The following is a 13094-nucleotide window of genomic DNA, read 5'->3' on the forward strand; positions in this document are numbered from 1 at the left end:
GAATTAAGCTGTGCACGCCTAGATTGAAATTACGTTGCCGACCGCATGGAGGAGGATCCTTGCCCCAAACCGAAATCGCAACGCCGGTGAAGACCAATGAGCCGCTGGTAACCTGCGTCATCATCTTTCTAAATGGCGAGAGGTTCATAGCCGAAGCCATAGAGAGCGTCCTGGCGCAGACCTACGAGAACTGGGAACTCGTCCTGGTCGATGACGGGACGACGGATGGCGCGACGGCCATCGCGAAGGACTACGCCCGCCGCCATCCCGACCGCATCCGGTATACCGAGCACGAGAACCACGAGAACCGCGGCATGAGCGCATCGCGCAATGCCGGGCTGCGTCTTGGCCGGGGCGAATACGTCGCCTTCCTGGATGCGGATGACGTCTGGTTGCCGGACCGCCTCAAGGTGCATGTCGAGGTGCTGGAGCGCATGCCGGCCGCCGCGATGTCCGTGGCACCGACCCTTCTCTGGTCCAGCTGGGACAAGACGTTGCCCAGATACCGGCCCTGGCTGTCGAAGGACATGCGGACGCTGGTAGATGTGCCGGTGGGGCGGCTCCTTCCCGATCCCGTCGTGGCGCGGCAGTACCTGGAAGGCCACGGGGCCAACCTCGCAGCGATCCACAGCATAACGATCCGGCGGGAAAAGCTGCTCGCCATCGGCGGCTTCGACGACACGTTCCGCCGCCTCTACGAAGACCAGGTGATGATCTTCAAGATGCTGCTGAACTATCCGGCCGTGGCGATCGACCAGGTTCTCGACCGCTATCGCCAGCATCCGGACTCCGCGACCCGGCAGGACGGCGGAACGATCGGCGACGCCGGGATGCGGCCGATCTTCCTGGAATGGCTGCAGACTTACATGATCAGACAGGGGATCACCGATCCCGACCTGTGGCGGGCGCTCCGGGGCGAGATGTTCCGGTTCGACGATCCGAAGGCCTGGAACCGGGCAAACCCCTTCAATGCGTTCGTCAATCGCTGGGGTGCCGAGACCCGCCTGGCGGTGATCTACATCCTCACCCCGAAGGTATATCACCGGCTGCGCCGCATGGCCGGGCTCAAGCCGCTCGGCGTCGATCAGGCCTGATCAGCCGGTTGCCCGCCGCGTGTTTCCGTCACCCGCCCGTCCTCGATCCGGATCACGTCATCCGCCATGTGGGCCGTGCCGCTGCGATGCGAGACGAGGATGATCGTCCGCCCTTTCAGCCGCTCGAAGATCCGGTCGCGGATCCGGTCCTCGAGAGCCGTCTCGAGCGCGCTCGTCGCCTCGTCCAGCAGCATGATGTCCGGGTCGCGCAAGAGCGCCCGGGCAAGGCCGATCCGCTGCCGCTGGCCGCCCGAAAAGCGATGCGCCACCGCGCCCACGGGGGTTTCGAGGCCTTCGGGCAGGGCCGCGATCATGTCGAAGATCTCGACATCATGGCAGACCTGCTCGATCTCGTCGGTCGTGGCGGTCGGGCGCGCGACCAGAAGGTTCTGGCGCAAGGTGCCCTCCAGCAGCTCGATGTCCTGGCCCGCGATCGCGATGCCCTCAAGCCAGCTCTTGCGATCGAAACACGCGATATCCGTGCCATCCGCCGTGATCCGCCCCGATTGCGGGTCGTAGAGCCGCATCAACAGGTTCAGGATCGTGGTCTTGCCGGATCCGCTGGGTCCCGACAGGGCGGTCGTCCGGCCTGCGCGGATTTCGAAGCTGACCCCGTTCAGATTCGACCCGAGGCGCGCATCGTGGGCGAAGTCGACATCCTCGAAGCGGATCGCCTCCCGTAGCCCCTGGAACGGTTCGCCTCTGCCGGGGGACGGCTGGACCGGCCATTGGCGCACGCGGCGCACCTGGGCCAGGGCCGGGGCAAGGCCGGCGAGGGAGACGCGGTTCGTCTCCAACTCGTTGAGATAGGGCTGCGCCCGGAAGATCAGCATCACCGCCGTCACCGCAGCGGCCTCGTCGATGCCGAACGCCACGGCACAGGCCACGAGCAGGACGAGGACCAGCAGCGCCAGAAGCTGGACCAGGGGCCCGGAGCCGGACTTGATCACCTCCTCGCGGATGGCGCGCCGGCTCACGAGGCGAGACGCGTCCCTGAAACGATGCGCCAGGTCGTCTTCCTGCGCAAAGAGGCGCAGGGTCCGCATTCCGGTCACGCTGACCAGCATGCGCTCCGACAGCGTGTAGTTTGCCTCCAGGGTCCGCCGCCCGCGTCTGCGCGCGGACCAGGAAAACAGCTGCAGCACCGCAAAAGCCACCGCGCCGCCGACCACCGCGATCAGCCCCAGCGGCCACGAGATCAGGAAGAGCCCGCAGGTGAAGACCGCGACCGCGCACCCCGCGACGATGGCGCGGATCAGGCAGCTCACGCCTTCCCCGAGGGTCCAGCTTTCCGTGGACAGGATATGGATGAGTTCACCCGGCTCGAGGCCCTGCATGTCGCGGTAGGACATCCGGATGTAGCGGTCGTGGATCATGTCACGCCCCTGTTGCGCGACGCGGTTCGATATGACGCCGATCAGAAGATTGTTGGCATACATGAAGCCCGCCGAAATCAGGAACAGCGCGGCGAAAACGGCAGCGATCAGCACCTGGCCTCCGCCGAGGAACCCCAGCACGCTGGAGTTCAACATCTCCAGGACACCACTCGATGCCTGCCCCGGCGCCAGTTCCCCGAAGACCGAGAAGAGAAGCAGGACGGCCAGCCCGATGCTCAGGGCCTCGGCCGCCGAAGCCACGATCCCGAGGCCGATCGCGGCGACCATCAGCAGCTTCCGGTTCGGCATGATGGTCAGAAGCGCCACGGCTTCGCGCCCGGGGGACGGGGCGTCCTCCCGTGGCGCCGATACCGGCGGCTGCGAATTCGCAAAGCTGTCGGCCATCAGCGAGACCCCCCTGGATAGGCTGCATCTCGCCCTGTCGAAGATCCGGCTTGCAACGCTCCACCAGTCGGCTGTTCGGACTGCCACGCGGTACTAGCACGCGGCCCGGGGAGCGGCCAGAAGAAGTGGGCGGGACCCGGAATGGCGGGGGCGCCAGCGACCGGAAAGCTTGCCACCGGCACCTCTTTATGGCCTCTGACAAGCGAAAACGCCGGGTGGAGAGGTGAAGATGCGGATCGCGGTCACCGGGGGCGCCGGATATATCGGCAGCCATACCTGCGTCGAGCTTCTCGGGGCCGGGCACGAGATCCTGATCCTCGACAATTTCGCGAATGCCGAACGCGACGTGCCCGACCAGATCGCCGCGATCGCAGGGCAGGGGGTCGAGGTGGCCGAGGTCGACCTGGTCGACAAGCCGGCGCTGGCCCGCGCGCTGGAGGGGTTCTGCCCCGAGGCGGCGGTGCATTTCGCCGGGCTCAAGGCCGTGGGCGAGGCGGTGGAGAAGCCGCTCGACTATTACCGGGTCAACGTGGCGGGCAGCCTCAACCTGCTGGACGAGATGACGCGGATCGGCTGCGAGCGGCTGGTCTTCTCGTCCTCGGCCACCGTCTACGGCGCGCCCGAACAGGTGCCGATCCCGGAAAGCCATCCCCTGGCGCCGACCAACCCCTACGGCCAGACCAAGATGATGGTCGAGCGCATCATCGAGGATCTCGGGCGGGCGCGCCCGGACTTCTCGGCCGTCAGCCTGCGCTACTTCAACCCGGTGGGCGCGCATCCCTCGGGGCGGATCGGCGAGGCGCCGCGGGGTGTGCCGAACAACCTCATGCCCTTCATCGCCGATGTGGCGGCCGGGATGCGCCCCGAAATGAAGGTCCATGGCAACGACTGGGACACGCCCGACGGGACGGGGATCCGCGACTACATCCACGTCATGGACCTGGCCGCGGCCCACCTGGCCGCGATCGAAGTGACGGGCGAAGGCCCGGGCGTGCAGGCGATCAACGTCGGTTCGGGCCGCGGCCATTCGGTGATGGAGATGATCCGCGCCTTCGAGGCTGCCTCGGGCCGGCCGGTGCCTTACACCGTCTCCGACAGGCGCCCCGGCGACATCGCCACCTCGCTCGCCGATCCCACCCTGGCCGCAAGCCGCCTGAACTGGCGCGCCACCCGCGACCTGGCCACCATGTGCGCGGATGCCTGGAACTGGCGGAGCGGCCGGTCGGGCTGAACCCTGCCGCCGCAGCGAGATCACGGCAGGGTGCCTGGGTGCATCCGCACTCCGTCAGCCGCAGCGAAAGACTGCGGCGCGACGATAACTTTCTGACAGGGCGGCCGATCATCACTTTTCGTGATTTAGGGTTGCCGCTTCTTCTCGGAACCTAGGTTTTACTCTCTCTATTCGTAAGAACCGGAGCTCCACTCATACTTCCGATCCAGACAAGAGCATTCCTTCATCGAGATCCGGTCAGTGCGCGGGGACTTCATGAACGGCCCTGACCGAACCGCGCTCATCCTGGGTGGCGGACCGGCGGGCCTGACGGCGGCGTACGAGTTGCAGAAGCTCTCGCGCCCCGACCAGACCCTGCGTCCGGTCGTGTTCGAAGCCGACAGCCTTGTCGGCGGTATCTCACGCACCGAGCACAAGGATGGATACCGCTTCGATATCGGCGGCCACCGCTTCTTCACCAAGGTGCCCGAAGTGCAGGCGATGTGGGAGGAGATCCTCGGCGACGACTTCCTCACCCGTCCGCGGCGCAGCCGCATCTACTACCGCGGCAAGTTCTACGACTACCCGCTGAAGATCTTCAACGCGCTCGGCAATATCGGCCCCTACGAGGCGATGCGCATCATGCTGAGCTACGGCAAGTGGCGGGTCTTTCCCTCCAAGAAAGAGGACAATTTCGAGGAATGGGTCATGAACCGCTTCGGCGGGCGGCTCTACATGCATTTCTTCCGCTCCTATACCGAGAAGGTCTGGGGCATCTCGCCGAAGGTCATCCGCGCCGACTGGGCCGCGCAGCGGATCAAGAACCTGTCCTTGTCTAAGGCGGTCTGGAACGCGCTGTCGTCGGCGAACGACACCACCAGCCTGATCGAGGAATTCCAGTATCCCCGCCTCGGCCCCGGCATGATGTGGGAGAAGACCGCGGAGCGTGTCGAGGACAACGGCGGCGCGGTGCATCTCGAGACCCGGGTGGGCAAGGTGTTTCGCGAGGGAAACCGCGTGACCGGCGTCGAGGTCACGACGAACGGCGAGACCCGCATCGAACGGGGCGATCACGTGATCAGCTCGCTTGCGCTCGACACGCTGATCGGGACCTTCGATCCGCCGCCGCCGCCGCATGTGATCGAGGCGGCGCGGAAACTGCGCTACCGCGATTTCCTGATCGTCACGCTGGTGCTCGACCACCCCGACCCGTTTCCCGACAACTGGATCTACGTGCATTCGCCGGATGTGCAGGTCGGTCGAATCCAGAACTTCCGCGCCTGGTCGCCCGAAATGCTGTCGGACGAGGCCACCGCCTCGATCGGGATGGAGTATTTCTGCGCCGAGAACGACGCGCTGTGGTCGATGGAGGACGACGCCTTGACCCGGCTTGCCGCCGGGGAGCTCGAGCAGCTCGGCCTGGCGAAGGCAGAAAGCGTGACGGGCTCCTTCGTGATCCGCCAGCCCAAGGCCTACCCGGTCTATGACGAGCACTACCAGGAGGCGGTGGATACCATCGCGGACTGGATCAAGACGCTCGAGAATTTCGACACCGTGGGCCGCAACGGGCTTCATCGGTACAACAACCAGGACCATTCCATGCTCTCGGCGATGAAAGCCGCCGAGAACGCGTTCGGTGCGGATCACGATGTCTGGCACATCAATACCGAACGCTCCTACCACGAGGAGTTCATGCGCCCCGAGGAGGAGGTCGAGGAGGTGAAGAAGACCCGCGCGGGCTGAACCGCTCGACCCACGCCCAGGCAAAGCCCATGCCTGCGCAGAGAAAATGCACCCACAGCACGCCGACCGCCTGCACGCTGGCCGCCAGCCCCAACCGGCGGCGCACCAGGCGCAGGAAGCCGCGATTCTGCACCCCGAGCAGCCCGATCGCGATCAGGATGGCGACCAGCGCGGGCCCGGGCACGACCGGCACCGCAAGCACCCCGAGCGCCGCCAGACCCGCCAGCACCACCGACACCTTGCCCGCCCGTCCCGCGTTCAGCATCGCCGCCGCGCCGTCATTGGCCGGATCGAGCAGCATCCGCGACCAAGGCAGGGCGCGATAGAGCAGATCCGCCCGGATCATCGAGCGCAGCGTCCACCGCTTCAGATGGCTGCCCTGCAGATCGGGGTCCAGCCGCACGCGACGCCCCGCCCGCGCCAGCTCCATGCCGAGCGCCACGTCCTCGAGCAGGTGGCCGGGCTCGAACCCGCCCGCTTCCTCGAGATCGGCCCGCCGGATCGCCCCGATGCCGGCCCAGAAGCTCGTCACGTCGCCGGCCGCGTTCTGATGGGTGTGGTGGTGCAACAGGTTGCGCACGCGGCTGAGCGTGCCCGGGGCAGGGGGCGCGGCATCGTAGCTGCCGATCAGCCCCGCATGTTCGGGGTGGCCCGCGAAGAACCGCAGGATCCGGTCGCGAAGATCGCCGTGCAGCGCCACATCGGCGTCGATGAACAGGATCACCGGGGCCGTCGTCTCCGCGACGCCCTGATTGCGGGCGGCCGCCGCCCCGACACCGCCTTCCGTGTGCAAAAGCCGCGCCCCGTGGGCCTGCGCGATCCGCGGCGTGGCATCCTGCGAGCCGTCATCGACGACCACGACCTCGTCCGGGCCGAACCCCGCGGCGCGGATTCCCCGAAGGCAGGCGCCGAGCGTGGCGGCCGCATCGCGCGCGGGCACGACGATTTCGAGCGGGAGGCCCATGTCGTCTCCTCGAGTTCCCGGTGCCTCCAAGGATCGGCTTGGGGACAGGGGTCGCCTAATCCGTTCGGCAACTCAACAGGTAGCGTCCGTAGGCCGTCTTGCCGAAAATCTCCGCCCGCGCCTCAAGTTGCGCGCGGTCGATCCAGCCCAGAGCATAGGCGATCTCGTCCGGTGAGCCGGTCTGCAGGCCCTGCCGCTCGGTCAGGGTCCGCACGAAGTTTCCGGCGTCCAGAAGCGAGGCGTGGGTGCCGGTGTCGAGCCAGGCATAGCCCCGCCCCATGGTCTCGACCGACAGCGCGCCGTCGGCAAGGTAGCCTTCCAGAAGCGTCGTGATCTCCAGCTCGCCCCGCGCCGAGGGCGCGACCTTCCTCGCGCGTGCAGGCGCGGTCCCGTCCAGGAAGTACAGCCCCGTCACGGCGAAGGACGAGGGCGGCACCTCGGGCTTCTCGATGATCCGCGTGGCGCGCCCCGCCTCGTCGAAGGCCACCACGCCGTAGCGTTCGGGATCGGCCACGTGATAGCCGAAGACGGTCCCGCCCCCGGTCCGGGCGTCGGCGGCCGCCAGAAGCTCGGGCAGCCCGTGGCCGAAGAAGATGTTGTCGCCCAGGACCATGGCCGAGGGCGCGCCGTCCAGGAAATCCTCGGCCAGGATATAGGCCTGCGCCAGGCCCTCGGGGGAGGGTTGCTCGATGAAGGTCAGGGACAGGCCCCACTGGCTGCCATCGCCCAGGGTGCGCTGGAACTGGTCGCGGTCCTGGGGCGTGGTGATGACGCAGATCTCGCGGATGCCCGTCAGCATCAGGACCGACAGCGGATAGTAGATCATCGGCTTGTCGTAGATCGGCAGCAGCTGCTTCGAGATCCCCATGGTGATCGGGTAGAGCCGCGAGCCCGTGCCGCCGGCCAGGATGATGCCCTTGCGTGTCGTCATTCTAATCGGTCTCCGTCAGGACGCGGGTCACCTCGCCCAGCGACCGGCGCCAGTCGGGGCGCCCGATGCCGAACGCCTCGGCCGTGGTGGAACAGTCGAGCCGCGAATTGAGCGGGCGGCGCGCCGGGGTGGGATACTCGGCCGTGGGAATGGCCGTGACCGCGACCTTGCGCCCGGCGGCGGCGAAGATGGCCTCGGCGAACCCCTTCCAGCTCGTGTCGGGCGCCCCCGAGAGATGATAGGTGCCCGACAGCTCCGGCGCGTCGTCCAGCCGGCGGGCGATGACCAGGCAGGCCTCGGCGACGCTGCTGGCCGGGGTGGGGCCGCCAACCTGGTCCTCGACGATATCGAGCGTGTCGCGCGTCTGGGACAGGCGCAGCATCGTCCTGACGAAGTTCGCCCCGTGGGCCGAGAAGACCCAGCTCGTGCGCAGGATCGCATGGGGGCCGCCGGCCGCGCGCACGGCCTCTTCCCCCGCCAGCTTGCTCTGCCCGTAGGTGTTGAGGGGGCCCGTCGGGTCGCCCGGCGCGAAGGGGGCATCCTCGCCGCCGTCGAAGACGTAATCCGTCGAGATATGGACGAACGGGATGCCAAGCTCGGCCGCGGCGCGGGCCATCGCGGCCGGCGCCTCGCCGTTCACGGCATGGGCGAGGGCCGCCTCGTCCTCGGCCCGGTCCACCGCCGTGTAGGCGGTCGCGTTGATGATCGCTGCGGGGCGGTGCGCCCGGATCGCCTCGGCGCAGGCTCCGGCATGGGCGACATCGACCTCCGATCGCCCGAGGAACGTCGCCGCGGGCGCAAGATCGGCCAGTTCGCGCGCCACCTGGCCGGTCCGTCCGAAGACCAGGATCACGACGCCACGCCCAGCCGGGTGCCGACGCCCTCGCGGGACTGGAGCGCGCGCCACCAATCCTCGTTGTCGAGATACCACTGGACGGTCTTCGCCAGCCCTTCCTCGACCGTGACCGACGGATGCCAGCCCAGTTCATCGCGGACGCGCGCGGGATCGATGGCATAGCGCGCGTCGTGGCCGGGGCGATCGGTGACGAAGGCGATCTGCTCGGCATAGGAGCCGCCTTCCCTCGGGCGCTTCTCGTCGAGGATCGCGCAAAGCGCCCTGACCAGGTCGAGATTGGTCCACTCGTTCTCGCCGCCGATATTGTAGCTGCGCCCGACCTGCCCCTTTTCCACCACCAGAAGAAGCGCGTCGGCGTGATCCTCGACGTAAAGCCAGTCGCGCACGTTCGACCCGTCGCCGTAGATCGGCAGCGCCTTGCCCGCCAGCGCGTTCAGGATCGTGACCGGGATCAGCTTTTCGGGGAAGTGGTAGGGGCCGTAATTGTTCGAGCAATTGGTCAGGACCACCGGCAGCCCGTATGTCTCGTGCCAGGCCCGGACGAGGTGGTCCGAGGCCGCCTTGGAGGCCGAATAGGGCGAGCGGGGGTCGTAGGGCGTTTCTTCGGTGAACTTCAGGGAGGGGTCCGCGGGCAGCGAGCCATAGACCTCGTCCGTCGAGATGTGGTGGAAGCGGAACGCCTCGGGCCGCCCGGCATGGGTCCAGTAGGCGCGCGCCGCCTCGAGCAGGGTGTAGGTGCCGGTCACGTTGGTCTCGACGAAGGTGCCGGGCGCGTCGATGGAGCGGTCCACATGGCTTTCGGCGGCAAGATGCATGACGGCATCGGGCGCGTGCTCGGCAAAGATCCGGTCGAGTGCGGCGCGGTCGCGGATGTCGGCCTCGACGAAGCTGTAGCCGGGCGCATCGGCGACCGTGGCCACGTTGGCCTTGCAGGCGGCGTAGGTCAGCGCGTCGAGATTGACCACCTCATGCCCGCGCGCCACGGCCAGCCGCACCACCGCCGAGCCGATGAAGCCCATGCCTCCGGTGACGAGTATCTTCATGCACCCTCCCAGGTGAACGGGCTGTCGAGATCGGCAAGCAGGGGGGCGGCGGCGTCCTTGTCCGAAAGGACCGGCGCCCCGGACAGCGGCCAGTCGATGCCGAGATCGGGATCGTCCCACCTGACGCTGCCTTCGGTGTCGGGGGCGTAGACGTCCGAGCACTTGTAGACGATCTCCGTCCCCGGCTCGAGCGTCACGAAGCCATGCGCGAAACCGGCCGGGATATAGAGCTGCCGGCCGTTCTCGAAGCTCAGCTCCACCCCGACCCACTGCCCGTAGCTCGCCGAGCCCCGCCGGATGTCCACCGCCACGTCGAAAAGCCGCCCCCGGCCGCATCGCACCAGCTTCGCCTGTGCATGCGGCGCCGCCTGGAAATGCAGGCCCCGCACCGTGCCGGCCGCCTCCGAGAGCGAATGGTTGTCCTGCACGAACTCGACGTCGATCCCGGCCCGGGCCATGCGCGACCGCGACCACGTCTCGGCGAAGAACCCCCGGGCGTCGCCGAAGCGCCGGGGCGTGACACAGAACACATCGGGCAGGGACGTCGCTTCGATATTCATGCGACTTGCTTACAGGACCCATTCCGCCCCCGAAACCGGATACACGGCACCCTCACCCCGGGAGCGGGGCGTGAGATCCTCGCGCCGGCCGCGATCCGTCCCGGAGTCTACCCAGCCCCGAGACGGTCAAGAGCGGTAGACCCGCGCCGTTCCACCCAGCCGCGAGGGCACGAAACGAGTGTCTTCCCGTGCCCGCGACGGCCGACCTATAATGGCGGTTATGTGAAAATACGGGCGATTGCGCCGAACTTTCGAGGATCAGTTGTTCTCCGTCACTCTCGCGATCGAGATCAGGTTCGGCAGCGCCTGGCTGACGGCGCGGTTCCAGACGGTGATCGGCTGGCTCTCGATGAAGACGATGTCGTTCGGGCGCATCTCGAACTGCGTGGCGAGCACGAGGTTGATCGCGTTCGACGCGTTCAACCGCCAGGCCACGACGGTATCGCCACCGGAAGAGGGGCGCAGCACGTAGATCTCGCGGGGGTTGCCCGTCTCGACCTCGAAACCGCCGGTCTCGTAGAGCACGTCGGCCAGGGTCGCCTGGCGGCCATAGGGCAGCGGGAACCGCGATTGGGTCTCGACCTCGCCGGCAAGATAGACGTAGTCGCGCGCCTCGGCGCCAAGTTCGGTCCGCGCCAGGAAATTGTCGCGCTGCTCGTTGAGCGCGGCGCGGCGCAGCGAGATCTCGGTCTGAAGCTGGTCGAGCGCCGCGGCCTGGGCCTCCTGGCGCAGCGAGATCACGTCGATCTGCTGCTCGTAGAACTGCAGCGCCCGGTCGAGATCGTAGGTCGTGTCCACGTAGACCGCATCGCCGGCCAACAGGGTGGTGTTCCGCAGGTCGGGATTGCTCAGATATTCCTCGTAGGGAATCTGGTAGAGCGTGCCGTCGCGATAGATGCGGATCAGGGCGAATTCCTCGTCCGGCACGGTGACGCCGCCTGCGGCGGCGACGGCTTCCCCGAGGTCGAGGCGGGTCAGGGTGATCGGCACCAGCGCGGTCTGCGCCACGGCGCCGCCCACGACCACGCGCTTCGAGTTGAACTCGGCCACTTCAAGCGAGAAGGCCGGGTTGAAGCCGGCCTCGACGAGGGCCTGGAAGACCTCGGCCTCGGCCTCTTCGAGGGTCAGGCCGCCAAGCTGAACCGAGCCCACATCGGGGATCGAGATCGTGCCGTCGTCACGCACGGTATAGCCCTGGCGCTGGTTCTGCGCGGCCAGAAGGCCCGAAAGCTCTTCGACGGTCGACGAGGCGGCCTTGGTGGCCAGAAGCACCATGTCGCCCACGCCGATCTCGTAGGGGCCGGGATCCACCGGGGGCGGCAGGCGCAGGTTGGCGGACTGGCGCTGCTCGTTCGGCACGAAGGGCTGCGCGGGCAGGCCGACATTTCCGCTCGTCGAGCCGCCGCCGGTTGCGGCGTAGAAGACCTGCGGAAGGCTCATCGGGGTGTAGGGCGCACTGTTCGCGATCTGGACGGTGCGGGTGGTGATCTCGACCACTTCCACGTTTGCGGTGGTGTTGCGCAGGCCGACTTCCGGGTTGACGTAGGTGATGCCGCATCCCGCCAGAAGGAAAAGCGCGATCACTGCGCCGCTTACATACCGCTTCATTCGTCTTCGCTCCCCGAACCTCGTCGCCTGCGCATCGATGCACCGTTTGCACCGGCTGCCGCAATCGCGATCGCCGTCGTTTGGACTTACTCTTATGGACAGCCGGACGGGAGGGCAAAACGTCGGCCTCCTTCCGTGGGCCTCGCTTGCAAGGCGATGCCATTTTGCCACTGCGCCTCCTTGGCGGCCCGATCCCGCTATGGACCTTGGACAGGCGGCGGCATTCCGCTGGACAGGCCGGGTCGAGATGAGGGTCGGGCACGAATCAAGGGGCGAGGGGGCGATGGCACCGAAATTCGGAACGAGCGGTCTGAGGGGCCTCGTGACGGAGCTGACGGACGAGGTCGTGCAGGGCCATGTGGCCGCGTTCCTGACCGCCTGCCCCCATGGTGGACGGGTCTTCGTGGGGCGCGACCTGCGCCCCTCTTCGCCCGGCATCGCCGCGACCGTGATCCGCACGATCCGCGCGGCGGGGCTGGAGGCGGTCGAGTGCGGTGCGCTGCCGACCCCGGCGCTGGCGCAGGCCGCGATGGCAGCGGGCGGGGCGGCGGTGATGGTCACCGGCAGCCACATCCCCGCCGACCGGAACGGCCTGAAATTCTACGTGCCGGGCGGTGAGATCACCAAGGCGGACGAGGCGCGCATCCTCGCCGCCCATGAAGCCGGTCAGACCCCTGCCCCCGGCGATGGCCCCCTGATCAAAGCCGACGCCCTCGCCGCCTATGCCGACCGGCTCGCCGACGCCTTCGAGGGCGCGCTGACCGGGCTGACGATCGGCATCTACCGCCATTCCTCGGTCGCGCGCGACGTGATCGAAGACGTGCTGACCCGCCTCGGGGCCGAGACCCTCCCCCTCGGCCATTCGGACAGCTTCATCCCCGTCGACACCGAAGCCGTGGACCCCGACACGCGCAAGATGCTGGCCGGCTGGTGCGCCGAACACCGGCTCGACGCCGTGGTCTCGACCGATGGCGATGGCGACCGGCCGATGGTGGCGGACGGGTCGGGCCGGATCGTGCCGGGCGACGTGCTGGGGGTCCTGACGGCGCAGTACCTGGGCGCGCGGATCGTAATCACACCGGTCTCGTCGAACGACATGGTCAACCGGGTGGGCTTCGACCGGGTCGAGATGACGAAGATCGGCTCGCCCTTCGTGATCGCCGCGATGGAGGCGATCCTTGCCGCAGACGCGCAGGCGAAGGTCGTGGGGTTCGAGGCGAATGGCGGGTTCCTGCTGGGGTTCGAGGCGCAGGGCCTCGCGCCGCTGATGACCCGCGACGGCCTTCTGCCGATCGTGGCCCCGC

General features: G+C 67.7%; 11 protein-coding genes. 4 read left to right on the forward strand and 7 right to left on the reverse strand.

All coding sequences use genetic code 11. The features are described from left to right. Nucleotides 1–59 precede the first annotated feature (59 nt). Nucleotides 60–1094, forward strand: coding sequence for a glycosyltransferase family 2 protein (locus tag PAM7066_RS17590; RefSeq protein WP_175484728.1), 1035 nt, complete (start codon nucleotides 60–62; stop codon nucleotides 1092–1094). Here the strand turns inward: PAM7066_RS17590 and PAM7066_RS17595 are convergent. Further along, nucleotides 1085–2875, reverse strand: coding sequence for an ABC transporter ATP-binding protein (locus tag PAM7066_RS17595; RefSeq protein ID WP_085855529.1), 1791 nt, complete (start codon nucleotides 2873–2875; stop codon nucleotides 1085–1087). The two genes, PAM7066_RS17590 and PAM7066_RS17595, sit on opposite strands and share 10 nt — an antisense overlap. A 229-nt stretch (nucleotides 2876–3104) precedes the next feature. On the opposite strand from PAM7066_RS17595, the gene galE reads away from it, so the two are divergent. After that, complete coding sequence (gene galE, locus PAM7066_RS17600; protein ID WP_085855530.1) at nucleotides 3105–4106, forward strand: UDP-glucose 4-epimerase GalE; 1002 nt, start codon at nucleotides 3105–3107, stop codon at nucleotides 4104–4106. Nucleotides 4107–4361: 255 nt separating this feature from the next. After that, on the forward strand, nucleotides 4362–5828 hold the full coding sequence (locus tag PAM7066_RS17605; RefSeq protein WP_085855531.1) for an NAD(P)/FAD-dependent oxidoreductase: 1467 nt from the start codon (nucleotides 4362–4364) through the stop codon (nucleotides 5826–5828). On the opposite strand, the gene PAM7066_RS17610 is transcribed toward PAM7066_RS17605, so the two are convergent. The 6 genes from PAM7066_RS17610 to PAM7066_RS17635 form a co-directional block, all read right to left on the reverse strand. Further along, complete coding sequence (locus PAM7066_RS17610) at nucleotides 5776–6792, reverse strand: glycosyltransferase family 2 protein (protein WP_085855532.1); 1017 nt, start codon at nucleotides 6790–6792, stop codon at nucleotides 5776–5778. The two genes, PAM7066_RS17605 and PAM7066_RS17610, sit on opposite strands and share 53 nt — an antisense overlap. Before the next feature lie 55 nt (nucleotides 6793–6847). Beyond that, nucleotides 6848–7723, reverse strand: a complete 876-nt coding sequence (rfbA, locus tag PAM7066_RS17615) for a glucose-1-phosphate thymidylyltransferase RfbA (RefSeq protein WP_085855533.1) — start codon at nucleotides 7721–7723, stop codon at nucleotides 6848–6850. A 1-nt stretch (nucleotide 7724) separates the two neighbouring features. Further along, nucleotides 7725–8576 (reverse strand): dTDP-4-dehydrorhamnose reductase, encoded by an 852-nt coding sequence (rfbD, locus tag PAM7066_RS17620; RefSeq protein ID WP_085855534.1) that lies wholly within the window; start codon nucleotides 8574–8576, stop codon nucleotides 7725–7727. Next, nucleotides 8573–9622 (reverse strand): dTDP-glucose 4,6-dehydratase, encoded by a 1050-nt coding sequence (gene rfbB / locus PAM7066_RS17625; RefSeq protein WP_085855535.1) that lies wholly within the window; start codon nucleotides 9620–9622, stop codon nucleotides 8573–8575. Before rfbB ends, rfbD begins: the two co-directional genes overlap by 4 nt. Beyond that, entirely contained in the window at nucleotides 9619–10182 is a 564-nt protein-coding gene (gene rfbC / locus PAM7066_RS17630) for a dTDP-4-dehydrorhamnose 3,5-epimerase (RefSeq protein ID WP_085855536.1), read from the reverse strand. Before rfbC ends, rfbB begins: the two co-directional genes overlap by 4 nt. A gap of 258 nt (nucleotides 10183–10440) precedes the next feature. Continuing rightward, entirely contained in the window at nucleotides 10441–11790 is a 1350-nt protein-coding gene (locus PAM7066_RS17635) for a polysaccharide biosynthesis/export family protein (RefSeq protein WP_085855537.1), read from the reverse strand. Between the two features lie 283 nt (nucleotides 11791–12073). On the opposite strand from PAM7066_RS17635, the gene PAM7066_RS17640 reads away from it, so the two are divergent. Continuing rightward, on the forward strand, nucleotides 12074–13094 hold a 1021-nt coding region (locus PAM7066_RS17640), incomplete at its 3' end, for a phosphohexomutase domain-containing protein (RefSeq protein WP_085855541.1).

The sequence above is a fragment of the Palleronia marisminoris genome (assembly GCF_900172315.1).
GTDB lineage: Bacteria > Pseudomonadota > Alphaproteobacteria > Rhodobacterales > Rhodobacteraceae > Palleronia > Palleronia marisminoris.

Coding starts and splice junctions, on each gene's coding strand:
- PAM7066_RS17595 (WP_085855529.1), bottom strand. CDS start 2,875: ATGGCCGACAGCTTTGCGAATTCGCAGCCGCCGGTATCGGCGCCACGG.
- galE (WP_085855530.1), top strand. CDS start 3,105: ATGCGGATCGCGGTCACCGGGGGCGCCGGATATATCGGCAGCCATACC.
- PAM7066_RS17605 (WP_085855531.1), top strand. CDS start 4,362: ATGAACGGCCCTGACCGAACCGCGCTCATCCTGGGTGGCGGACCGGCG.
- PAM7066_RS17610 (WP_085855532.1), bottom strand. CDS start 6,792: ATGGGCCTCCCGCTCGAAATCGTCGTGCCCGCGCGCGATGCGGCCGCC.
- rfbA (WP_085855533.1), bottom strand. CDS start 7,723: ATGACGACACGCAAGGGCATCATCCTGGCCGGCGGCACGGGCTCGCGG.
- rfbB (WP_085855535.1), bottom strand. CDS start 9,622: ATGAAGATACTCGTCACCGGAGGCATGGGCTTCATCGGCTCGGCGGTG.
- rfbC (WP_085855536.1), bottom strand. CDS start 10,182: ATGAATATCGAAGCGACGTCCCTGCCCGATGTGTTCTGTGTCACGCCC.
- PAM7066_RS17635 (WP_085855537.1), bottom strand. CDS start 11,790: ATGAAGCGGTATGTAAGCGGCGCAGTGATCGCGCTTTTCCTTCTGGCG.